This is a genomic window from Cellvibrio chitinivorans (assembly GCF_035117775.1).
Classification (GTDB): domain Bacteria; phylum Pseudomonadota; class Gammaproteobacteria; order Pseudomonadales; family Cellvibrionaceae; genus Cellvibrio; species Cellvibrio chitinivorans.
Map to the genome: position 1 here is coordinate 45,784 of NZ_JAYKKN010000001.1, position 22,056 is coordinate 67,839.

Consider the following 22,056-nt stretch of genomic DNA (forward strand, 5'->3'; position numbering starts at 1 on the left):
CTTTTTTATTTTTAAGCTCGAGCGCACAAATCTACCAACGCTGATTTCAACGTCGGAAATTGAAATGCAAACCCGGAGCGCAACAGATTCGTTGGCACGACTTTTTGCCCTTCCAGTAATAAATCTGCCTGCTCACCCAGCAATAGGCGCATGGCAAAAGCAGGCGTACGCATCACACAAGGGCGATGCAAAACACTGGCCGCCTGCCGACTAAACTCCCACTGACTGACGGCTTCGGGCGCAGTGAAGTTATAAGCTGTGTGCGGTGTTAAATGCTCGTGTCGTTCGAGCTGATACAGTCGGTACAGGTGCGCCATTCCGCGCAATAAATCCTGCACATGAATCCAGGAAAACCACTGCTGACCCGTTGCCAGCTTTCCGCCCATGGCGAGCTTAATCGGCAACATCATCATCGGCAGCGCGCCCTCATGCCCCAAGACCACACCAAAACGCATAATCTTGACGGCTACGCCAGCATCTTTCGCGCGCAAGGCTTCGGCCTCCCACTCCTGACAGAGTTGCGACATAAAAATCGGCTGTGGCGGACTGGTTTCGTTTAAGTCCGCGGCGTCACCTAGCGGTTGAATTCCGTAATAGCCAATCGCCGAGGCCGATAACAGTAACTCCGGCTTATGCTCCGCACGCGCGATCCAATCCACAATGGATTTGGTTAATTCGATACGGCTCGCGCGCAATAGTTTTTTGCGCGCTTCAGTCCAGCGCCAACCTAAAATTCGCGCACCGGCTAAATTCACGATCAGATTCAACACATAGTCACTCGGCAAATCATCCATGCGCGATATGCATTTAACCCTACTGCCCAAAATCACTTGCGCCGCCTCGATACGCCGGGTCAACACCACCAGCTCATGGCCGTCCGCCAACAATGCCTTCACCAATAACTGACCGATAAACCCCGTCGCCCCGGTCACCAACACCCGCAGAGTTCGATCACTAAAATGCGGCTCTGGATTTGATGTAGATTCACTCGACATATTGCACCTCATCAACGCGCAGACAACGCGATATCAGAAACTCCAAGTCAAACACCCAGTTATTCGTCTAAAAAGCGGTGCCGATAATCATCAGATGGCATCGCACATTGGTCGTAACGCCCGAATAGTTTGTAACGATTGCGCGCGATTACGGAGTAACCTGCATCGCGCCAACGTTTAGGCAGCCAGCGCAACACACCCACTGCAGACCAAGGCAAAGGTAGATCGCGCAGAATGGCGATAATCGCATCGCTATGCGTCAGGCAAGTACCCTTGCGAATCAGCACCAGTGTTTCGAACTTTTCCAATAGAAAGCAGTGATGCGCCAGCAATGCCTGCCCCGCTGGCGATTGAACCGCGCACAATTTGAACCGCTGATGCTTATCAAAGCGCAAAATAAATCGACTCCAGTGGTTACACAGCTTGCACACACCATCAAACAAAATCACTTTGTCGGTAGCCGCCAGCACCGGTAAGTCAGCCTTAACGCTCATAGTTTCCATTGCATGGGTTTCCTCTCGCTAAGCATTTTGGCGGCGATCAATGAGGGCCAGCCAAATCGCAGCCGGCACTATTGCCATAACCGCCGCCGCATCCACCCACAAATGCGACCACATGGATTGCTGCAGTGAAATAACAATATCCTGCGGCGCCCACCATAAAATCGTTAATGCGAGTGCAACCCACACCAGCGCATCAGCCGTGCGATTCGCCACGTAAATTAATACCAGCATAAACAATGAAAAAGCCTGCAGCGTGGCGCCAAACAATTTGAACCACCAGAGCTGGATTTCCTTTAATTGCAGTGGCTCGGCTCCACCAAAACTCGCTACGGCCTGTTGGTGGTAATACGTAAGTAACGGCGATTCAGCCCACCAGGTCATAAAAAAAGCGCTGACAATATGCCCCACTGCCACCAGATATAACCAGCGTACCAGCCATACCCGCCCCCTTTCTCGACCCATCGCACTATCAAACATCATTAAACTCTCCCTTGACCAAAATCAAAACATTCTGTAATTTCAGAATATACTGAAAATTCAGGAATTACAAAATGACAACCAATCTCACCCCTATGATCCAATCCTGCATCCTCCATTTTGGGGAGATGGGCAGCCGCTGGGGTATCAACCGCACAGTCGGGCAAATGTACGCGCTGTTAGTGTTAAGCAAAGAACCGCTGTGCGCGGATGACATGACCGAGGCGCTGGGGATTTCGCGCTCCAACGTGAGCATGGGACTGAAGGAATTAATGTCATGGGAATTGGTGAAACTGCAGCATCGCCCCGGTGAGCGCAAAGAGTTTTACTCGGCGCCGGGTGATGTGTGGGATATCGCCAAGACATTGATCGAGCAGCGCCGCAAACGCGAGATGGATCCTACACTGACAACGCTGCGCAATTTATTGATCGAAACACCTGCCAACGCCGATGAAGAATATGCGCAGCAGCGTATGCGCGAAATGCACGAGCTGATCGAAATGCTCACTCTCTGGACGCAGGAAATTCAGCGACTGGATTCAAATCAACTGGGCAAGTTACTCAAACTCGGCAACAGCATCGGCAAAGTGTTAGACATGAAAGACCGTTTGCTCGGCACAACAAAAAAAGACGCAACGAAGTGATGCGTAGGTTGGGTTAGATGCGAGTATGGCGAGCACCGTAACCCAACATGACCATCTTGCACCACCAACCGAAACTCTCTAAGGAGATTCACCCGCAAAAGGATTTCTAGTTAACATTTATCGAGGTATATCATGCTCGACCCTTCTGTGCTTGATCCGGCGCTTGCTCACACCCTGATGCTCTCGCGCATTCAATTTGCGGCAAATATTTCCTTCCATATTTTATTCCCTTCTATTTCCATCGCCATGTGTTGGTTTCTGGTGTATTTCAAACTGCGCTACAACGGCAGCGGCGATGATGTGTGGATGCGTGCCTATCGCTTTTGGGTAAAAGTATTTGCACTCACGTTTGCGCTGGGCGTGGTGAGCGGCATCACCATGAGTTTTCAATTCGGCACCAACTGGCCGGGCTATATGGAAACCGTGGGCAATATCGCTGGGCCACTGCTGGGTTATGAAGTGCTGACCGCATTTTTTCTGGAGGCAACGTTTCTCGGCATCATGTTGTTTGGTATCAATAAAGTGTCCAACCGCATGCATACCATTGCCACATTTTTAGTGGCCTTTGGCACAACTATGTCAGCCTTCTGGATTATTGCACTCAACAGTTGGATGCAAACTCCCGTCGGTTTTGAAATGCGTGACGGCAAAGCATTTCCACTCGATTGGTGGGCGATTATTTTTAACCCGTCTATGCCCTACCGTTTGGCGCATATGCTGATTGCATCGGGTTTAACTGCCGCATTTTTGATTGCGGGTCTATCAGCTTATCGTTTATTAAAAGGCGATCACAAACCCGCACCGCGCCTTGCACTTAAAACTGCCACTATCGCAGCGGCGATTTTAATTCCGCTGCAAATTTTTCTGGGTGATATGCACGGCTTAAATTCACTTAAATATCAGCCAGCAAAAATCGCCGCAGTTGAAGCGGTATGGCACACCGAAAAAGGTGCGCCTCTGGTGCTCTTTGCTGTGCCCGACAAAGAAACTCAAAGCAACAAACTTGCAATTGAAATTCCCAAACTCGCGAGCTTGATTCTCACCCATAAAGCTGATGGCGAAATTAAAGGCCTCAATGAATTCCCCAATGCACATCCGCCCGTTGCACCTTTGTTTTACGGCTTTCGTTTGATGGTCGGCATAGGCATGGCGATGCTGTTGATATCCTGGTGGGGCTGCTGGACTTACTTCCGCAAACAAGAAATATCGCCGCTGCAATTAAAATTATTTGTCGGCATGACTTTCTCCGGTTGGATCGCCACCCTCGCCGGTTGGTACGTCACTGAAATTGGCCGTCAGCCTTGGTTAGTGACTGGCGTACTCAAAACAGCCGATGCCGTCACCACAACACCCGCAGCAAATGTGGGCACATCGCTGGCGATTTATTTAACGCTCTATGTAGTTTTACTCTTTGCCTACATACGTACATTGTTTTTGATGGCCAGAAAATCCGTGCTGGTTGATCGCCCTGAAGAAGTAGAAACCCTGCAAGAAAAACTGGTCGAGAAAAATCTCTGAGGAATCCATCATGACTGATATCAGCAATTTATCCGGCGCTGCATTTTGGCTGCCCGTTATTTTTATCGGCCTGATGGGTTTGGCGTTTTTTATTTACGCAATCCTCGATGGCTATGATTTAGGTGTAGGAATTTTATTACCCAAAGATTCTGAAGCGCAGCGCGATACTATGATCGCCAGCATCGGCCCCTTTTGGGATGCAAACGAAACCTGGCTAGTGCTCGGCGTGGGTATTTTATTGATCGCCTTCCCGCTTGCGCACAGCCAAATTTTATTTCATTTGTATCTGCCTGTTACGGTAATGCTGGCGGGATTAATTCTGCGCGGCGTTGCCTTTGACTTTCGCGCAAAAGCGCCGGCAGATCACAAAGACTTGTGGGATAGGGTTTTCAAAACAGGATCACTACTCGCCACCCTTGCACAGGGTTATATGCTCGGCTTGTTTGTGATGGGCTTTGAAGACTCAATTGCCGCACATGCATTTGCCGCACTCAGTGCAATTTGTGTCACTGCCGGATACAGTTTTATCGGCGCGGCATGGCTGGTGATGAAAACCGAAGGCGAATTGCAAAAGCGCGCAGTTTGGTGGGCGCGCCGCTGCGCATGGTTGATGACGTTGGGAATTATTGCGGTATCGATTGTTAACCCTTTAGTCAGCGATACTATTTTCAACAAATGGTTTGGCAGCTCATTGTTTTTAATATTGATGATTATTCCAATATTTTGCTTTGTGCTGCTGTTTATTGTGGATCGCTATCTACGTCATTATCCCTATGAAAAAGATGCTGGCTGCTGGATTCCTTTTGTCTCTGCAGCGATGATTTTCTTATTGAGTTTCATCGGCTTGGCCTACAGCTTTTTTCCTTATGTAGTCCCCAACAAACTCGATATATGGCAAGCCGCCAGCGCCCCAGAATCGCTAATGTTTATTTTGTACGGCGTGATCATCGTATTACCGACCATCCTAGGCTACACCTTTTTTGCCTACAAAGTTTTCCACGGTAAGGCGACGCAGTTGAAGTACTACTGACTAACCTTAACAACAATCGGTACAAGGGAAAGGACAACAATCCCTTGTGCCCCAAAAATTAAAGCTGATTCAATCAACAAGTTAATCTCAAAGCATATTGATTTCTTTGAGCCAATCCAATGCATCTGCTGTCCATTTGTCTGTATCCTTCCCTTGCTTTTTTACCCCAAAACCATGACCACCAGTTTCATACAACATAAGCTTCACGTTTACTCCGGCTCGCCTTAGTTCCCGATCATAAACTTTTGAATAATGAACAGGGTCAATTGGATCATCTAGTGCGTGAATTAGAAGCGTTGGCGGAATTGCTGATGATATTTCGATATCAGAGTTAAGTTCTTTTTTAGCCATTGCACGCGGTTTTTTATTTTTATGCTCCATCGTCAAGTGCCCAGGATAAACGGGTATAGCAAAGTCAGGACGACTGCTTACCTGATCTGCTTTATCAATTGGCTCGTAGGCTCTTTTTTTAAAGAGCGCACTGGCAAGAACCGCCAAATTTCCTCCTGACGAAAACCCCATTACGCCTATTTTATTTGGATCCAAATCATACTTTTTTGCATGGTATCTAAGGATGGCTATCGCTCTCTGGGCATCTTGTAACGCCATTGGTATATTTGGCGTTTCATGCTGGCGCAATTTGGAATTCCAGCTACATCCAGAATTCGGCACTCGATACTTTAGAATAAAACAATTGATTCCAGCGCTGGTAAGCCACTGGCAAACATCAGCTCCATTAAATCCAATTGTACTTTCCCTGCCTATAGCTACACCTTTATATCCGCCGCCAGGAAAAACAATAACTGCAGTTCCTGTTGATTTCTTTTGGGGGGTGTAACGGATCATTGTGGGATGGGTAATAACAAGCCAAGGATGACTTAATGCGTATTCATCATTGGAAATAATTTCAATTCCAGCCTGCAATACTTTGGAGCTCTCTGGCCATAGAGAAATTTCCTGCGAATATAGCAGTGACGATGACACAGGCTGAGCGGCAGTCATATCTGCTTTTTTAACGGATGCACCTATGCCAAGGCTTTCAGCTTCCGAAGCGAAAGCTATTGAGCAAAAAGAAAATAATAAAAATATTGAAAAAGGGATTCTCAAAAATCTACGCACTATCACCATTTAACCTGCTCCGATTTTTATTTAATCAACCGCTCCGGAAGTTCAACTACATGAATGCGAATCGAGCGGGTGGCGAGATGAACTTCGTGTAAAAAGTACGCAAGACCGATGACTAACGATAGTGTCGATGCGGTAAACAAAAAACTGATTACCCAATTTAAACCTACTTGCAAAATCACTTGCAAAAAAATCACTGCTACCACAATACACACAAATAAAGCTGAGCAAGTACAGGCGGTAATAGCAGCGCTGGCATAGCGGCGGCGACGTTCAAGACGCACCAACTCTTTTTGCCACATTTCATGATTGCCATCTTCATCATGAGGGATTTTGTGTTCCATTAAATCGCGACCGCGATCAATAATGCGCGCTAAACGCCCCGCCATTACATTTAATAATCCGGCGATCCCGGTTAATAAAAATACCGGTGCAAGTGCTAGTTGGATGGCTTGGGCCACATCGCCAAAATGTGCAGCGGCAGTAGAGGTTAGGCTCATAATAATTTCTCTTAAATCATTCAACGCCCGATTGGGCTTATCAAGCGGCACACAATAGCGCCTCAGCCAAAAAGCTCAAGCCTGCGATTAAAACGGGCGCACCGTAATGCCGATACGAAAATAGGGGCTGGATTCCAAATTCGTTTCCAATTCGCTGTCTTGATCCGAATCCACACTCAATCGCCCTAGCCCCGCGTAACCCAAACTGAATTCCCCCCAAAACAATTCGCTCAAACGCTGCTCAAACACAAAGCCGAGATTGAGCTGGGTAAAATCGCGTGAATAAACATCACCATCGCTTGCACTGGCCCAAGAGGAGCCAGTCACCACAGCACCAACTTTAAATGCCTGATCGGGGTTGGGGCTATAGGTCAGTAGTGGCCAAGGCAAGATAGCGCTAATGGTCCAGCGGTCATCCACAAACCAATCAAACGCCGCGTAGGGAAATACCAATGCGCGCTCCAGCGCATCTGTATAAATCAAACCCAAATAGGAGTGGAAACGCGCCGAGTGGCGATAGCGGGCAACATATCCGGCATAAGTAGTACTGGTATCCGCGCGCTCTTGATCATCGCCCAGATTCCAATAGTTATAGACAAACGCGCCCTGCTGCCATTGCTCTGAAGGCTGATTGATCCAAGCAGCCAACACGCCGCCAGTGTAGATAGAAAAGGATTCGGTGCGATTGCTGAAGTAATCCACATCCAGCGTTTCGCCCAGCACCAGCATATTTTTTTGCCCCACCCACACTGGCGTCCCGAACCCTTGCGATAGGCTGCGATAACTCAGGCGGCAGTCGTCTGCCAATGCGGGCGGACATTCACCATCAAAGGTCAGGCCGTTTTGCGCGTTGGTATCCAGATAGCCAATCATCAGCGGCGGCGCGTTGGAGATATTGCGGTCGTAGACAAAATCGCTGGAGATCAATTGATCCATCAGCTTTTCGCCTATCGCCAATGAAGCGGAAGACCAGACACTGCATCCGGCAACCAAAGCTAGCATCCCCAGCCGAATCGGGGATAATTGCGCACTAAGCGCAGGGAGCGACACCCACATTGAAGTTTCCTTGATAAGACCAAACCGGTTTCTACAAGGAACTTTAGTGCAATTACCCTAACCTGCAAAACAAGAGCCAACGAAATGACCGATACACCACTCTATGGATTTTCCGATACATCCTTTCAGGCAGCGGGAGGCATTGATGGCATTCGCCAGTTGGTCGACGATTTTTATACCGAGATGGATACGCTGCCAGAGGCGTTGACGATTCGCAAAATGCACAAAGCCGACCTCACCGAATCGCGCGACAAACTGACTTTGTTTTTATGCGGTTGGATGGGTGGGCCAGTGCGTTATCAGGATAAATACGGGAGCATTAATATCCCGCGCGATCATGCACATTTAGCGATTGGCGAGGCCGAGCGCGATGCATGGCTGTTGTGTATGGAGCGCGCAATTGCCAAACAATCCTACTCAGATAGTTTTTCCAAGTATTTGCTTGCACAACTGCGCATTCCGGCAGAGCGAATTTTTATGACGAGTAAAAAGCCGCAGTAAAAATCACAGCAAAAGCCGCACTAATTAGTGGCTTAACCCGAGCCAATCGCTCAAGGGCTTGATACGGCGCAACAACACAAATTCAATCAGCAATAACGCGATTAATGAGATCGCCATTAACGGCAAAAACGCCGCGAGCACCAGCGTAATTGCCACAACCGTAAAACCCACCTTACCTTGCATAACCCGCGGTGCGCCCAGGCTTGCATCGGGTTTGCGTTTGCGCCATAAAATAAAACCGCTGACGCTAATCAAAATCAAACCAAGGCAAGTGAGTACGCCGAGCACTAAATTAAACCAACCGAAGAGTGCGCCTTCGTGCGCGGCAATTCCTACACCTATTGCTTTATCCAACAATTTCTTTTCCGCAAAGCCGCTTTGTTTTTCGATGCTGCCATCGCCTTTAATCCAAACATCGGCGCGCTGCGGGCGGTTGGCATTTTGCGATGAAGCTTTCCAGGTGTATTCCGTGCGATGCACTTGCGTAGCATGATCATGCTGATGATTAACACTGGCCACACTCAATTCCACTGGCGGCGCCAATTGCAATTGCTCTGCGGTGCGCAATACATCGGGTGTGAGATCAAATCTTTCTGCTGCTTGCGCGCGCCAGTGTTGATGCTCCTGCGCGCGGCTTTGCGTCCAATCCTGCTGCACAGGTTTCATTTCAAAACTGCGCACTTCTTTTAAGGCTGCGCCCCATACCATCGCCCAAGGCAATCCGGTAATTAATAAAAATAAGGCCAGTGATGAAATCCAGATACCGGTAACTGCGTGCAGGTCGCGCCAAAAAATACGGCTGCCATCGCGCAAGCGCGGATACAAAACACCGGCTAGACCCTGTGCATTGCGCGGCCACCACAAATACAAACCGGATACGATCAACACAATCGCCCAGCAAGCCGCCAGCTCAACCAAAACCGAGCCGACATTGCCAATCATTAATTCGCCGTGAATGGTTTTTACCACATTCATCAGCTGCCATTGACTGTCTTGTTTGCCCAATACTTCTGCGGTGTAAGGGTTCACAAATACTTGCCAGTTTTGTTCGGCCTGTACTTTGATCAATACCGCATCGGTTTCTGTTTGCGGCAGGCGATAGTTCAATAGTTTTCCGTTGGGGATTGCATCCAGAGCAGCTTGAATAACTTGATTGGCAGGCAGGTGCTCACCACTGATTGCCAATTCGTTGTATTGGCTTTCCTGCCAACTTTCGTAATAGGGTTTGAATAAATAAATTGCGCCGGTGATCGACAAGATAATCACAAACGGAATACAAAAAATGCCGGCATAAAAATGCCAGCGCCAAATGGTGCGATAAAGCACGCGGGATTGATTTGATTGGCTAACTTGAGTGCTGGCGTTCATTTTATCGAACCCTTTTCTTGTATTTGGAGATGGTCATGTTGGGTTACGGTGCTCGTTGTACTCGCGCCTAACCCAACCTACGGGTGCTCCGATTTTTTATTACATATCGTACGACAGGCTGGCGTAGAGGCTTCTACCCGGCCATGGGTGAGCGACATAACTGATCTCGTTGGTGAGGTTATCCACCCCCAATCCCAGCTCCAAATTGTCGCTCAGGTCGTAAGTGGTTTTGAGGCCGATGCGGGTATAACCATCCTGCGCGCCCATCACGTTTTCTGCGGTGTCGTCGTTTTGCAAACGACCAAAACTTTTATCGGCATATTGCACATTCGCGCTGACATCCCAGCGATCAGTTGCGTGATAAGTCGCCATTAAATTACTGCGCCAGCGCGGCATACGTGGATAGTCATTGCCTTCAATGCTGGGCACATTGGGATTGGTATCTTCAATAGTGCTGTTATCGGCAATAATCGATTTGGTGTAAGCGATATTGAAACGAATATCCAACTCAGGCACCAACACACCGTAGCGATTCACAATCAATTCCACGCCGTCAGTTTCTACTTCATCAACTGCCGAGAAAGTGGTGACAGAAGCAACCGGTGAACCGCTAGGCAAAAAGGAAGTTTGCGATTCAATTGCATCCTGAACGGTTTCAGTAAATAAATTGATGCGCGCGTAACCTGAATCAAATTGTTTTTCAAACATCAGGTTGTGATGTAAACCATTCTCCGGTTTTAAATCTGGCTGAGCTTCAACAGCTGATGAATAGGATTGGCTCTGCGCAAACAACTCCTCCACAATCGGGAAGCGATAGGCTTTTGCAGCAGAGTAGCGAATCAACCAGGTATCCGTCGGAACAAATCCGACGGAAAACTTTGGCGAGAATTGATTGCTGGAAGCATCGTCCACTGCAACCAAATCAAATTCCGGCGTTGCAGCAACATCTTTACTGTAATAGCCGCCTTCACTTTCCCAGCGCTCATAGCGGCCACCCAGTGCCAAATCCCAACGCTCATTAATATCCCAATTCATTTGCGCAAAGGCGGCAGTGATATTGGTTTTGCCGCCGCTGCGACCGGTGAAACCGTTGTTATCGCCTTGCGTCCATGATGTGGAATTGTAGGTATCCAGATTTAATTCGTAAGCTTCGTAGCGCGCGCCGGTAATTAACTCAATGCCATCAACACCCAAATCGGAAAACGTAAATTTCCCCTCCAGTGTTTGCCAGCCGGTATCGTCATAATTAGTGGTTAAGCCATTACCTTGAAAAAGAGGATCTGCGACTGCGCGACTGGATGCGCGGCTGTTGTCTTCCAAAATTCGGAAGTCACTCATATTCATTTCAAAACGTGTGTGCTCGTTTAAATCGCCTTTGATGCGCAAACCCGTCGATAAACTGCGGCGATCCAATTCACTTGCACCCAAGCGCGATGCAGGAACGGTGATAGCCACATCGTCCTGAATAAAATTGCCCGCCCAGACAGTTTCACCATTGGCATTTTTTAAATAGCTGTTAGGTGAATCGCGCAAGGTATTGCGATCTTCATAGGCGATATTTAACAAGCTTGACCAGTTTTCAAAATCGTAACCGAGTTTGATTTTGAAATTGTCCGTTGTCGCCTGCTCAACACCAGTATCACCAAAGTAGTAGGCATCGTTGCCATACACATCCTGATCTTTAATCAAGCCGGTAACGGGTGTGGCATTGGAGAGAGTGCGCTTGCTATCAAAATAAAAACTTTGCGGCTGGCTGTTATTTTCCAAGCGGTTGTAGGAGAGATACACACTTAAATCGCCCCAGCTTTCACTGTGAAAAGCATCGCCGTAGGAGACAAAAGTTTTGTAGCCATCGACATTGCCGTTAAAACCGTAGGCAGAAAAATCCTGTGTGAAATAATCTACATCGATATGCACTTCGCGCTCTTGCGGAATGGCGGTTTCAATCAGAATGACACCGCCCATTGAGTTGCCGCTGTATTCGGCAGAGAAAGGGCCATAGAGGATTTCAACCTGCGCAATTTCGCTCGCGCTCACCATGGTCCAGCGCGGCGCACCGCTCCAGCGGGTTTGCAGTAAATAATGCAGAGGGACGCCGTCGGCGAAGACCATTGAGCGCGGTGTGGCAAACATATTGGAACCGCGCAAACCGAGAGTGCCGTTGGAGTCGCCAATGTAGCGTTTGCGGATCACAATACTGGGTTCGTATTTGACCAGATCTTCGGTGGTGGTGGCGTTGATGCTGACCATGTCTTCCTGCGTCAGCACACTGGTGGGGTTGGTATAGCCAGAGGCCGCACTGTCGCGCGCCTCGCCCCAAACTTTTACTTCTTCTAGATCCTGATTCTTTTTAACGCGCTTTTTCAGCACCTCCTCATGTGCCCAAGCGCCAGATGCCAGGTTTGCCAACGCAATAACCACGGCCAATGTACGAACTCTCACCGATTGCCCCTAATTTTTTAAATTGATAATTATTAGAGGCGCACATTAAGTGTTTAGGCGCGACACGCACAGTGACAAATTGTCGCAGGCAAGCCGATTAGTTTGCCAAATCAACAGCAGCTGCTAGCGCTAATCCAACCAGCGGCGCATGGCGGAGATGTGGGAACCGGTAGATTTTAAATCGCGTAGCGGGTCCATTTCGGCTCGCTGCGTCTTGCGGTTGGGAAGTGGAGAGATACGCAGCAGGTATTCATTCTGCTGAATTTCTATCGATGGCTTGATTGAGGTGACGAAGGATTTGATCGGCAGTGCACCTATATCGCGCGCAAAGCTGTCGAACATTGACCAGGAGATGCTGTTTTTAATTCCAATCGCGGTCACTAGGTTGATAGCCTGCTCGCACGCGGGTTGATCGATCAACCAGTGCAGCATCTTTTTGCCCAACCCCAGATCGCGCAACTCCTGCGCAACCACCACTTGCCATACAAACAGGGTGTGCGGTTCGCTGGGCGGATAATAAGCAGAGACAAAACCGACCAAACGCCCGTGCAAAAATGCGGCGACCGAGGTCTGCGCAAAGTGGCTGCATTGCAGGAGCGTGCATTGCACGGAGTTACCATCTAGCACTGGCGTGGTGGCGAGCAGAGAATTCAGGGCGTCGCCGTCTTTGGCGAGGGGGTGGCGAAGTTCAATCTCATCGAGCAAAAGATCGTTTCTGGCGTTCATAAAAACCTCCATACAGCGTCTTTGTCTACACTGCAGCAGACGTTCAGATCACATAGTTATCAGTCATTTTAAAAGGTGTGGGATGACTCCGACCCGCGCTTATCCGCTCAGGTTCCCCGTCTTTACACTTCTAATAGATTGGATTGCTATATGCCTGAACGCGCTGACTTCGAGTTTTCCGGTCTGCCGCTAGGCAGCAGCCGGATTAAGTTTTTGCGCGGCTTTTTCGTCCAGCAGACGCGCGAAGGCGGGCAGATGGTGCAGCGGTTGTAAGGCAGGGTCTTTGGCGAAGTCGTCCAAGCGGGCATCGCCTCTCACCAAGGCTTGGGTGAGGAACTGAATTGCATCATCAAAATGCCCCAGTGCCGTGTGCGCGCAGGCAAGTTGATAAAACGCGTGAGCATTGGCCGGATCGAGTTGCAGGGCGCGCTGACACAAATTGATTGCCCATTGCGGCTCGTTGTTTTCCAGAGCTGCATCCGCTTTGTAGGTGATAGCTTCACAGTCGCGCGGATTAATCGCGAGAATCTGATCGTAAATCAAAATTTTATTGGCCGGACTATGTTCCTGCCCTGCGCGCAACCAGAGCGCGTGAATTTCTTTGGTGCGTTCAATTGCCTCGCGGTTTTCATCGATATAGGTCGATTTTTCGCGCAGTTGCAATTCAATTTCGCGCAGCCGCCCTTCGTAGGCATCGATCAATTTGCGCAGCTCTTTATCGGCCATGCTGCCCATTTTTTCTTTCATTTCGCGGATGGATGTCCAGCCCACAATCACCAACACCGAACTCACTGCGGCGATGATGTAGAAAAAATTGGAGACGGTGCTAGTGGCGTAACTTACGCTGCGATCAACCGCTTCGATTTGGCGATCGGTAATCTGCTGCACAAACTCCACACGCTGCGCGGCCATATCGGTACGCAGGGATTTTAATTCGTCCAGAATATAACGCTCGGTGAAGGCGCTGTAGAGCGGTGCCTGTAGTTGCTCAACTTGCCGCTCGACTTGCTGCTGCGCCTTTTGCGCAGCAGTGTCTTGTTCAATCTCTTGCGCTTGAATAGCCGCAGAAATGAACAGCGGAAACAACACAATCAGCAATAAGATAAACGCCTTTTTAAAGGCGGATTCTTGTCTCATGCCAACTCTTCCGCTTCCAATTCATAGGCCCCATCCGCGTTATGCACTTCTTTGCCATTTAGCGGTGGATTAAACACACAGGCCAATTCCAGCTGCTCAAATGCGCGCAGGATGTGCTTGTCGTGTTGATCCAATACATAGAGCGTACCCGGTTTGATTTCATGGGTTTCACCGGCGGCAATATCGGTAATTTCACCGTGACCAGCAATGCAGTAAACCGCTTCGATATGGTTTTGATAATGCATGTGCAATTCAGCATCTTTCACAATACGTGTGATGTGAAATGAAAAACCGGTGTTATCACTTTTCAATAACATGCGATTACTCTCCCAACCGGGAGCACTTACGTTGCGCCCTTGCAGGGGCGCATCTGCTAAACGTCGAATAATCATAATTACCTCTTACTTGCGTATTTTTTTACAACTTCATGGGCGCACAATTCAGAATTATCTGAATAGATTTACGCCGTTTTAAGCGAAGGATATTCCTGCAATGCGGCAGCAAAACTGCGTCCCAGAATATTCAAACCTTTCAGCAGGTCTTCTTCGCTAATGGTGAGCGGGCAAAAACATTTCACTACCTGCCCCTTATTACCCGCAGTTTCGATGATCATTCCGCGCTCAAATGCGTGCTGCGAAATCGCATCGGCAATTTCACCCGTTGCACACTCGATGCCCTGCATGAAACCGCGCCCTTTAAGCATGCGCGCGAGCGGTTTATTGGCATCCAAAATCGACTGCAAACTGCGCGTAATAATCTCTGATTTGTGTTTAATATCGCGCTGAAAACGATCATCGCTCCAGTAGGTTTTTAATGCAGCAGTGGCGGTGACAAACGCATGGTTGTTGCCGCGAAAAGTACCGTTGTGCTCACCCGGTTTCCACACATCCAGGCCAGGGTTAAGCAATACGATTGAGAAAGGCAAACCAAAACCGCTGAGGGATTTTGACAGCGTCACTATGTCTGGCTTGATGCCGCTGGATTCAAAACTGAAGAAGCTGCCTGCGCGACCACAACCGGCTTGAATGTCATCCACGATCAACAACATGTCGTGTTTGCGACACAATTTTTGCAGACCTTGCAGCCAGCTATCGCCCGCCACATTCAAACCACCCTCGCCCTGCACCACTTCAACAATCACAGCTGCAGGCAAATCGACACCACTTGAAGGATCGCTCAGCAACTTATCCATCATTTTCAACGTATCTGCATCGCGCCCGTGGTAGCCGCAGAAAGGCATACGCTCAACATTGCCGAGTGACAAACCAGCACCATTGCGATGATGTTCATTACCGGTCGCTGCGACGGCGCCGAGTGTCACACCGTGAAAGCCGTTGGTGAAGGCGATAATTTTTTCGCGGTTTTTCACTTTGCGCGCAATTTTCATTGCCGCTTCAACGGCATTGGCACCAGTCGGGCCAGTAAATTGCACGCGATAATCCAGTTCGCGCGGCTGCAAAATCACATCGCGCAGGGTTTCCAAGAAATGTTCTTTCGCGCTGGTGTGCATATCCAAACCGTGGGCGACACCATCGGCTTCGATGTAATCGAGCAAGGCTTTTTTCAGCAGCGGATTATTGTGGCCGTAGTTGAGTGAGCCGGCACCTGCCAAAAAATCCAGATAGGCATTACCCTGCTGGTCGTACAGGTAACTGCCACGCGCGCGGCCAAATACCACAGGAAAACTACGCGAATAGGATCTAACAGCAGACTCCATCTGTTCGAACACTTTCATAGTTCAGCTCCTCTGTTAACTGAAAAGTTAAATAAAAAAATCATTTTTTTGGTTAACACTTTTTTAAGTGAAATTTTTAAAGTGAAAACTTTTTTTAGATTAAAACCAACCTGCGAACAGGCCGAAACCTGCTCGATAGGAAAAGCAAAAGGGTTGAATTAATCCAGCCAGCGTCTGCCGGGTGGTAAGCGCAAGCTGCTGCGCAAATCGGAATAAGATGCGAGCGATTGCTGCGGACGATTGGGCAAAGGCGAAACACGCAGCAGATATTCATCATCGTGCTGATTGGCAAAATGCCGCTCGCGCTCAAACAACATATCTTTGCTAACTTGCGCCTGCCAAGTGCGCGCAAGCCCTTCAAATAACGACCAGGACGCCTGATTATCAGGAGTAATACTAGTAATCAGATGATAAACGCCTTCGGTAGATGGCTGCGCCACCAACCAATTCAACATGCGCTTGGCCAAGCCCTGACCACGGAATTTTTGGCTGACAACCACCTGCCAGATAAACAGGGTTTCAGGGTCATTAGGGAGCGTATAGCCCGAGATAAAACCCACCAACTCGCCGTTGAGCACCGCCGCGACCGAGGTGTCGGCAAAGTGTTGGCATTGGAGCAGGTTGCAGTAGACGGAATTGGTATCGAGAGGAGGGCTGGCGGCAACCAGCTGATTGAGCTGGAAACCATCGGTTGCGCGCGCATGGCGCAGTTCCAACTCGTCCTTAATATAATCACTTCCGGTATTCATTAAACCTCCATAGTGCGTCTTTGGTGACGGCATTCAATGATTACAAACTCATTACAACACTAATCAATTAAATGCATATTTAACTATGGCAATAACTAAAAACCCGTATAAATCTGCGAAATCACTGATAAATTGAGCAAATTATTACCGCGAATCGAAATTATTTACTTAGTATACAAAGTATTTTTTTACCTGTCCAGCTCCAATCCAGTGAAGGATATGTGACAATACCCGCCGCAACGGGCATGCTGACGCCCAATGCCTCCCGCATTCCGCGATTTATCTGGCTCAAACCTAAACCCGCCATTCCAACCCAACACTGCAATCGGAGATCCATGAGCAGCCATATCGACCAAGTCCTCACCGCCCTGCGCCGCGTGATTCGCGCAATTGATTTGCGTTCAAAGCAATTAGTAAAAACCGCCAGCGTTACCGGCCCGCAGCTGCGCCTGTTGCAACTCATCCGCGACAAAGGCGATGCCAGTGCCAGCCAGCTCTCCGATGCCATGAGCCTGAGCCAGGCCACAGTGACCAGTATTTTGGACAGACTTGAGGATCGCCAGCTGATCGAGCGCATCCGCTCCCAGACTGACAAGCGCAAAATCCACCCGCGCCTGACCGAGCACGGTCACACACTACTCGGCAAAGCCCCCGCCGCTCTGCAAGACAGCTTTGTACGCAAGTTCGAGCAGCTGCAAAGCTGGGAGCAGCACATGATCATCGCTTCACTGCAACGGGTGGCGGAGATGATGGATGCAGAAGACTTGGATGCGTCGCCCTATCTGGATTTAGGCTCGCTCGATCGCCCGATTGAAAAGGACTAAACCCCAGTCATCAAAACATCATCAAAGCTTCGTTTTACCGCCATAGCGCCGTAATAAAGGCTCCCTAAGCTGCGCTCCGAATAACACATTCACCGTTCGGAACCAGACCAATAAAGGAGCCTGCTATGAAGTTGCCGTTTGCAAGATCGCTACGCTTTAAAAGATCGCCACGTTTTATAAGATCACTGCGCACCCACCCTCTCGCCTTTCTCGTTGCCAGCCTGTGCGCAATGTCCGCCAGTGCCAATGTGTATTTTTCGGAATACATCGAAGGCAGCAGCAATAACAAAGCACTGGAAATCTATAACAGTGGCGATAGCGCCGTTGATTTAAGTGGCTATAAAGTTGAGATGTATTCCAATGGCAACACCACAACCTCATTAGTGATCAACCTCAGCGGCAGCATTCCCGCGCAGGGCGTGTTTGTGTTGGCACACGGCAGCGCCGACGCCAGCATCCTCGCCGTCGCCAACCAAACCAATAGCGCCGGCTGGTACAACGGTAATGATGCAGTCGTACTGAAAAATGGCAGCAATGTGATCGATACTATTGGTCAGATTGGATTCAATCCGGGCACTGAGTGGGGCACCGGCCTTATCAGCACCGCCGACAATACCCTTCGTCGCAAAACTTCAGTGACCGCTGGCGACACCAACCCAAATGATGCGTTTGACCCAAGCACTGAGTGGGAAGGCTATGCAACCAATACCTTTGACCATTTGGGCACCTACCAAGGCAGCAGCAACGGTGGTGGAAATAACGGCGGCGGCAACAATAATGGTGGAAACAATGGCAGTTGCGGCGATAGCGCCACACTGATCAGCAGCATTCAAGGCTCGGACGCCAACAGCCCAATGCTTGGCAATACAGTGAGCATAGAGGCGATTGTGGTTGCCGATTTCCAAAACGCGAATGAACTGGGCGGATTTTTTGTGCAGGAAGAAGATGCGCAGGCTGATTCAAATTCGCAAACATCTGAAGGTATTTATATCGCGAGCACCAGCGCCGTTAATATCGGCGACCGCGTGCGTGTAAGCGGAACCGTATCCGAAACCTACGGCTTAACCCAGATCACCACACCCACAGTAACTCTGTGCGCCAGTAATCAAACCCTGCCAACACCCGCAAGCTTTCACTGCCGGTTACATCGCTGGATGTATTTGAAGCGATTGAAGGCATGTCGGTGGCGATTGCACAAACACTTACCGTCAACGAAACCTATCAACTCGGTCGCTACGGGCAGGTACTGCTCGCCAATGGCCGCTTGCAACAACCCACCAATGTGGTTGAGCCGGGCGCTGCAGCAAACGCACTACAAGCGCAAAACAATTTAAATAAATTGATGCTGGATGATGCGAGCAATGTGCAAAATCCTGATCCGGTTATTTTCCCTGCGCCGGAATTGTCTGCGGAAAATACACTGCGCAGCGGCGATACCGTTGCGAATTTACGCGGTGTAATTACCTATGATTTTGGTATCTATCGCATTCTACCAACCGTTGCACCGGAATTTATTAACAGCAATCCACGCCCGTTAGCACCTAATGCTGATTCAGCGGCAAATTTAAAAATCGCCAGCTTCAACGTGTTGAACTTCTTCAACGGTAACGGCACTGGCGGCGGTTTTCCAACATCACGCGGAGCAAATAACACTGCCGAGTTTGCCCGCCAAAAAGCGAAAATTGTCAGCGCATTAGTTGGCTTGAATGCCGATGTAATTGGCCTGATTGAAATTGAAAACGATGGCTACAGCAACACCAGCGCTATCGCCGAACTTGCCGCTGCATTAAATAGCGCAACCAACACCAATGCGTGGAAACATATCAACCCCGGCATCAATAAAATCGGCACCGATGAAATTGCCGTTGGCTTTATTTATCGCAGCGATAAAGCCACTGCCATTGGCCAAACAGCAATTTTGGATTCGAGTGTTGATGCGCAATTTATCGATACCAAAAACCGCCCCGCACTGGCGCAAAGTTTTCGCGTGAATAGCAATCGCGCTATCGCCACCGCTGTGGTCAACCATTTCAAATCCAAAGGTTCGGATTGCAATGACTTGGGCGATATGGATATAGGTGACGGCCAAGGCAATTGCAATATCACCCGCACTCAAGCAGCTACTGCACTGGTGAACTGGCTAAGCACTCATCCAACCGGCGTGAATGATTCCGATTATTTGATCATCGGCGATTTGAATGCCTATGCGAAAGAAAATCCCATTTCGCAAATTCTCAACGCCGGCTACACCGACTTGATTAATTTATTTAGCGGCAGCGATGCTTATTCTTATGTGTTTGATGGTCAAGCCGGTTATTTGGATCACGGCCTCGCGAGCAGCTCACTCACACCGCAAGTGTTGTTTGCATCTGATTGGCACATCAACGCCGACGAACCTATCAGCCTCGACTACAACACTGAATTCAAATCACCTGCGCAAATTAATAATTTTTACGCGCCCGATGCTTACCGCTCATCGGATCACGATCCGCTTTTGGTATCACTAAAATTAGTAATTGATTTGGATGGCGACGGCGACGTGGATAAAAACGATGTACTGATCGTGACCAATGCGCGCGGCAGCATCCCAACTGCATTCGATCAACGCGATGTGAATGGCGATGGCGCAATCAATGCACTTGATGCTCGCGCACTCACACTGCAATGCACTCGCCCCGGCTGCGCCACCAATTAATCACAAACTCATATTAAGGAGATAAAAATGAAAACCCTGTTACGCGTATTTTCAATGCTCTGCTTTGCAGCATCACTCAACGCCAATGCAATCAGCATTGATTTAATTGCCGACAATTCCAACATCAACCTCGGCGACAATGTTGAAATCCAAGTGCGCATCAGCGGCTTGGACGGCACCACAGCACTAAGCACTTATGATGTAAATTTTAATTACGATGCAAGCCAGTTCAGCATCAGCAACATCACTTGGGGCGATTCAGTGCAAGGCAATCAATTGGATTTACTTGGCTTTGGCAGTCTGCAAGACAGCAACAACGGTAGCGGCTGGTTAAACCTGTTTGAATTATCATTTGATGATGTATTTACACTGGAATCACTGCAGGCAAGTGAATTCACTCTATTCAGCATCTTGCTCAACACCCTCGCCATCGGCAGCGGTGAATTTTCACTGACCGCCAATATCTTTGGCGATGCCAACGGTAATGAACTGGTGGCTGATCAAATTAATAACACTCAAGTAAACATCACTAGCGTTTCCGTTCCCGAACCTTCAAGTTTTTTATTGTTGCTTGCAGGCCTACTCGCCATCGCTGCTTTGCGCACCAGTATGTTTAAATCATCAAAGTAATCACTAACAAGCGCCCAATAAAAAGCCCGATCAATATTTAATGATCGGGCTTTTTATTGGCGCGAAACAACGATTAGATATCATTCATGTATTCAATAACAGTCTCAAGCTTTAGCCCAAAAGCTTTATCGTTGTACTTCAACTTATCTATATGATTTTTTAATGCCGAAGTGTCATTTTTATATTCGCTTTTCAATACCCATGCATAGGTACCCACTTTCTTTTCAATTGAAACATTTTGTAACCCTGAATCCATTATTTCCAGCTTTTTCTCAATAGGGAGTCCACTGGCGGACATTGTGGATACAACAGCCCCTACTGCAGAAACTTTCAGATCTGCATCGGAAACGCTCGACAATAGCTCAAGCACCTTATCATTTCCGTGAGGATACAATTTGCTTGCTGCACTGGTAATTGCAGACTCTGTTAACTTTTTATTATTTAAAGATCGAGCTAATCCCAACACCTCGCTATAGTTACCGCGCGCGATTAACTGATCCATCACAACATCAACCGTAAAGCCTTCAACATATTTTTGATTCTCGACGATTAAGGTTTTTGTCTCTAACGGATTCGTTTGTGCATACTCAGTTAACGCGCCATTTAACAAGCCAGCATCCACTTCCCCCTTATGCTGTGCCAACGCATAGTCAAAGGCTTCACGCGGGTTGGACTTAGCTACTGTAACGGCCAGCATTCTGGTCTCCCAATTACTCTGCGAGCCATCACTCTTTTTAAATAACTCAACACCAGCTTCATAAGCGGCCCACTTCCAATCTGGATAAACAGCCAACGCCTGAAATAGATACATTCTCTGATCACGCTGCTGCTCCGCACGAGGAAATAACATCACAAAATCATTTTCATTATTTTGCAGCCAATCAAACATTTGCTCAGGCTGATTCAAAACCAGATTTGAAAATAATGTTTGCGCCAACGGCATTTGATTATCGCTCATTGACGAATTCATTAACGAAATCGCCCGCTCTGGAAATTTACCACTCAAAAACCAAGCTACTTGCCCCTTTAGCAAAGGCTGACTGTCACCCAGAGAGAGCAATAACCGTTCAACCTCGTCAACTGAAAGCTGATCTAATTTTTGAAATGCGCGATAACCTTCAAATTGCGTTTTTGGTGTTTTCGAATCCAACTGTTTCACAATCTCATCCAGTGAATTTGCAGCAGATACTGCCAAGACAGGAGATTCTTTTTTCGCAGGTATCGCCGGAGCATCGTCGAAAACATCACCAGAGACATCGACCGATGATTGGACTGCAGAGGAATTTTGATTAACAAATGGGAAGTAGTAACCACAAAGGCAACCGATTGCGAATACAACAAGTAAAACAAACACCTTGTTCATAGATATTCTCCTTAAATTCAGCCAATACTAAAAAAACA

Annotated in this window: 21 protein-coding genes and 1 pseudogene; 8 read left to right on the forward strand and 14 right to left on the reverse strand. The window is 48.4% G+C overall.

Annotated elements, in window-relative coordinates:
- Positions 1-11: 11 nt before the first annotated feature.
- Genes SPL68_RS00195 through SPL68_RS00205 form a run of 3 tightly spaced genes read right to left on the reverse strand, consistent with a single transcriptional unit; the run spans position 12 to position 1,978 of the window.
- The gene (locus SPL68_RS00195) at positions 12-995 is read right to left on the reverse strand and encodes a TIGR01777 family oxidoreductase (protein WP_323813044.1); all 984 of its coding nucleotides are present in this window, start codon (positions 993-995) and stop codon (positions 12-14) included.
- Between the two features lie 59 nt (positions 996-1,054).
- Positions 1,055-1,498 (reverse strand): thiol-disulfide oxidoreductase DCC family protein, encoded by a 444-nt coding sequence (locus SPL68_RS00200; RefSeq protein ID WP_323813045.1) that lies wholly within the window; start codon positions 1,496-1,498, stop codon positions 1,055-1,057.
- A gap of 18 nt (positions 1,499-1,516) precedes the next feature.
- Positions 1,517-1,978, reverse strand: coding sequence for a hypothetical protein (locus SPL68_RS00205; protein WP_323813046.1), 462 nt, complete (start codon positions 1,976-1,978; stop codon positions 1,517-1,519).
- A gap of 71 nt (positions 1,979-2,049) precedes the next feature.
- On the opposite strand from SPL68_RS00205, the gene SPL68_RS00210 reads away from it, so the two are divergent.
- The 3 genes from SPL68_RS00210 (at position 2,050) to SPL68_RS00220 (ending at position 5,167) form a co-directional block, all read left to right on the forward strand.
- Positions 2,050-2,619 (forward strand): GbsR/MarR family transcriptional regulator, encoded by a 570-nt coding sequence (locus tag SPL68_RS00210; protein ID WP_323813047.1) that lies wholly within the window; start codon positions 2,050-2,052, stop codon positions 2,617-2,619.
- Positions 2,620-2,751: 132 nt separating this feature from the next.
- On the forward strand, positions 2,752-4,137 hold the full coding sequence (locus tag SPL68_RS00215; RefSeq protein ID WP_323813048.1) for a cytochrome ubiquinol oxidase subunit I: 1,386 nt from the start codon (positions 2,752-2,754) through the stop codon (positions 4,135-4,137).
- 10 nt (positions 4,138-4,147) lie between these two features.
- Entirely contained in the window at positions 4,148-5,167 is a 1,020-nt protein-coding gene (locus SPL68_RS00220) for a cytochrome d ubiquinol oxidase subunit II (protein WP_323813049.1), read from the forward strand.
- Positions 5,168-5,254: 87 nt separating this feature from the next.
- On the opposite strand, the gene SPL68_RS00225 is transcribed toward SPL68_RS00220, so the two are convergent.
- The 3 genes from SPL68_RS00225 to SPL68_RS00235 form a co-directional block, all read right to left on the reverse strand.
- A complete protein-coding gene (locus tag SPL68_RS00225; RefSeq protein WP_323813050.1) occupies positions 5,255-6,295 on the reverse strand; it encodes an alpha/beta hydrolase in 1,041 nt (346 codons plus the stop codon).
- Between the two features lie 17 nt (positions 6,296-6,312).
- A complete protein-coding gene (locus SPL68_RS00230) occupies positions 6,313-6,792 on the reverse strand; it encodes a DUF2721 domain-containing protein (protein ID WP_323813051.1) in 480 nt (159 codons plus the stop codon).
- An 87-nt stretch (positions 6,793-6,879) separates the two neighbouring features.
- Positions 6,880-7,848, reverse strand: coding sequence for a hypothetical protein (locus tag SPL68_RS00235; protein WP_323813052.1), 969 nt, complete (start codon positions 7,846-7,848; stop codon positions 6,880-6,882).
- 84 nt (positions 7,849-7,932) lie between these two features.
- On the opposite strand from SPL68_RS00235, the gene SPL68_RS00240 reads away from it, so the two are divergent.
- Positions 7,933-8,349: a group II truncated hemoglobin gene (locus tag SPL68_RS00240; RefSeq protein ID WP_323813053.1), complete on the forward strand. Its 417-nt coding sequence runs from the start codon at positions 7,933-7,935 to the stop codon at positions 8,347-8,349.
- 24 nt (positions 8,350-8,373) lie between these two features.
- Here the strand turns inward: SPL68_RS00240 and SPL68_RS00245 are convergent, their stop codons facing one another.
- From SPL68_RS00245 to ectA, 7 genes are all read right to left on the reverse strand, one after another.
- Positions 8,374-9,717: a PepSY-associated TM helix domain-containing protein gene (locus SPL68_RS00245; RefSeq protein WP_323813054.1), complete on the reverse strand. Its 1,344-nt coding sequence runs from the start codon at positions 9,715-9,717 to the stop codon at positions 8,374-8,376.
- Positions 9,718-9,816: 99 nt separating this feature from the next.
- On the reverse strand, positions 9,817-12,159 hold the full coding sequence (locus SPL68_RS00250) for a TonB-dependent receptor (RefSeq protein ID WP_323813055.1): 2,343 nt from the start codon (positions 12,157-12,159) through the stop codon (positions 9,817-9,819).
- A 129-nt stretch (positions 12,160-12,288) separates the two neighbouring features.
- Positions 12,289-12,885: a GNAT family N-acetyltransferase gene (locus SPL68_RS00255; protein ID WP_323813056.1), complete on the reverse strand. Its 597-nt coding sequence runs from the start codon at positions 12,883-12,885 to the stop codon at positions 12,289-12,291.
- A 189-nt stretch (positions 12,886-13,074) separates the two neighbouring features.
- Positions 13,075-14,022: a CDC27 family protein gene (locus tag SPL68_RS00260; protein WP_323813057.1), complete on the reverse strand. Its 948-nt coding sequence runs from the start codon at positions 14,020-14,022 to the stop codon at positions 13,075-13,077.
- Positions 14,019-14,414, reverse strand: coding sequence for an ectoine synthase (locus SPL68_RS00265; RefSeq protein WP_323813058.1), 396 nt, complete (start codon positions 14,412-14,414; stop codon positions 14,019-14,021). The genes SPL68_RS00260 and SPL68_RS00265 overlap by 4 nt, the downstream gene beginning before the upstream one ends.
- 68 nt (positions 14,415-14,482) lie before the next feature.
- Positions 14,483-15,757: a diaminobutyrate--2-oxoglutarate transaminase gene (gene ectB, locus SPL68_RS00270; RefSeq protein WP_323813059.1), complete on the reverse strand. Its 1,275-nt coding sequence runs from the start codon at positions 15,755-15,757 to the stop codon at positions 14,483-14,485.
- Between the two features lie 158 nt (positions 15,758-15,915).
- Complete coding sequence (gene ectA, locus SPL68_RS00275; protein ID WP_323813060.1) at positions 15,916-16,506, reverse strand: diaminobutyrate acetyltransferase; 591 nt, start codon at positions 16,504-16,506, stop codon at positions 15,916-15,918.
- A 335-nt stretch (positions 16,507-16,841) separates the two neighbouring features.
- Here ectA and SPL68_RS00280 point away from each other — a divergent pair, with 335 nt between their 5' ends.
- The 4 genes and pseudogenes from SPL68_RS00280 (at position 16,842) to SPL68_RS00295 (ending at position 20,655) form a co-directional block, all read left to right on the forward strand.
- On the forward strand, positions 16,842-17,330 hold the full coding sequence (locus SPL68_RS00280) for a MarR family winged helix-turn-helix transcriptional regulator (protein ID WP_323814292.1): 489 nt from the start codon (positions 16,842-16,844) through the stop codon (positions 17,328-17,330).
- A 230-nt stretch (positions 17,331-17,560) separates the two neighbouring features.
- Positions 17,561-17,830, forward strand: a pseudogene (locus SPL68_RS00285) (lamin tail domain-containing protein); the annotation flags it as partial.
- Positions 17,831-18,498: 668 nt separating this feature from the next.
- Positions 18,499-20,025, forward strand: coding sequence for an ExeM/NucH family extracellular endonuclease (locus SPL68_RS00290; protein WP_323814293.1), 1,527 nt, complete (start codon positions 18,499-18,501; stop codon positions 20,023-20,025).
- Between the two features lie 27 nt (positions 20,026-20,052).
- Positions 20,053-20,655 (forward strand): cohesin domain-containing protein, encoded by a 603-nt coding sequence (locus tag SPL68_RS00295; protein WP_323813061.1) that lies wholly within the window; start codon positions 20,053-20,055, stop codon positions 20,653-20,655.
- Between the two features lie 73 nt (positions 20,656-20,728).
- On the opposite strand, the gene SPL68_RS00300 is transcribed toward SPL68_RS00295, so the two are convergent.
- Positions 20,729-22,018: a hypothetical protein gene (locus SPL68_RS00300; protein ID WP_323813062.1), complete on the reverse strand. Its 1,290-nt coding sequence runs from the start codon at positions 22,016-22,018 to the stop codon at positions 20,729-20,731.
- Between the last annotated feature and the right edge of the window lie 38 nt (positions 22,019-22,056).

What these genes read in the sequence shown, in the direction of transcription:
- SPL68_RS00195 (WP_323813044.1), bottom strand. Translation starts at nt 995, where the DNA reads ATGTCGAGTGAATCTACATCAAATCCAGAGCCGCATTTTAGTGATCGA.
- SPL68_RS00200 (WP_323813045.1), bottom strand. Translation starts at nt 1,498, where the DNA reads ATGGAAACTATGAGCGTTAAGGCTGACTTACCGGTGCTGGCGGCTACC.
- SPL68_RS00205 (WP_323813046.1), bottom strand. Translation starts at nt 1,978, where the DNA reads ATGATGTTTGATAGTGCGATGGGTCGAGAAAGGGGGCGGGTATGGCTG.
- SPL68_RS00210 (WP_323813047.1), top strand. Translation starts at nt 2,050, where the DNA reads ATGACAACCAATCTCACCCCTATGATCCAATCCTGCATCCTCCATTTT.
- SPL68_RS00215 (WP_323813048.1), top strand. Translation starts at nt 2,752, where the DNA reads ATGCTCGACCCTTCTGTGCTTGATCCGGCGCTTGCTCACACCCTGATG.
- SPL68_RS00220 (WP_323813049.1), top strand. Translation starts at nt 4,148, where the DNA reads ATGACTGATATCAGCAATTTATCCGGCGCTGCATTTTGGCTGCCCGTT.
- SPL68_RS00225 (WP_323813050.1), bottom strand. Translation starts at nt 6,295, where the DNA reads ATGGTGATAGTGCGTAGATTTTTGAGAATCCCTTTTTCAATATTTTTA.
- SPL68_RS00230 (WP_323813051.1), bottom strand. Translation starts at nt 6,792, where the DNA reads ATGAGCCTAACCTCTACTGCCGCTGCACATTTTGGCGATGTGGCCCAA.
- SPL68_RS00235 (WP_323813052.1), bottom strand. Translation starts at nt 7,848, where the DNA reads ATGTGGGTGTCGCTCCCTGCGCTTAGTGCGCAATTATCCCCGATTCGG.
- SPL68_RS00240 (WP_323813053.1), top strand. Translation starts at nt 7,933, where the DNA reads ATGACCGATACACCACTCTATGGATTTTCCGATACATCCTTTCAGGCA.
- SPL68_RS00245 (WP_323813054.1), bottom strand. Translation starts at nt 9,717, where the DNA reads ATGAACGCCAGCACTCAAGTTAGCCAATCAAATCAATCCCGCGTGCTT.
- SPL68_RS00255 (WP_323813056.1), bottom strand. Translation starts at nt 12,885, where the DNA reads ATGAACGCCAGAAACGATCTTTTGCTCGATGAGATTGAACTTCGCCAC.
- SPL68_RS00260 (WP_323813057.1), bottom strand. Translation starts at nt 14,022, where the DNA reads ATGAGACAAGAATCCGCCTTTAAAAAGGCGTTTATCTTATTGCTGATT.
- SPL68_RS00265 (WP_323813058.1), bottom strand. Translation starts at nt 14,414, where the DNA reads ATGATTATTCGACGTTTAGCAGATGCGCCCCTGCAAGGGCGCAACGTA.
- ectB (WP_323813059.1), bottom strand. Translation starts at nt 15,757, where the DNA reads ATGAAAGTGTTCGAACAGATGGAGTCTGCTGTTAGATCCTATTCGCGT.
- ectA (WP_323813060.1), bottom strand. Translation starts at nt 16,506, where the DNA reads ATGAATACCGGAAGTGATTATATTAAGGACGAGTTGGAACTGCGCCAT.
- SPL68_RS00280 (WP_323814292.1), top strand. Translation starts at nt 16,842, where the DNA reads ATGAGCAGCCATATCGACCAAGTCCTCACCGCCCTGCGCCGCGTGATT.
- SPL68_RS00295 (WP_323813061.1), top strand. Translation starts at nt 20,053, where the DNA reads ATGAAAACCCTGTTACGCGTATTTTCAATGCTCTGCTTTGCAGCATCA.
- SPL68_RS00300 (WP_323813062.1), bottom strand. Translation starts at nt 22,018, where the DNA reads ATGAACAAGGTGTTTGTTTTACTTGTTGTATTCGCAATCGGTTGCCTT.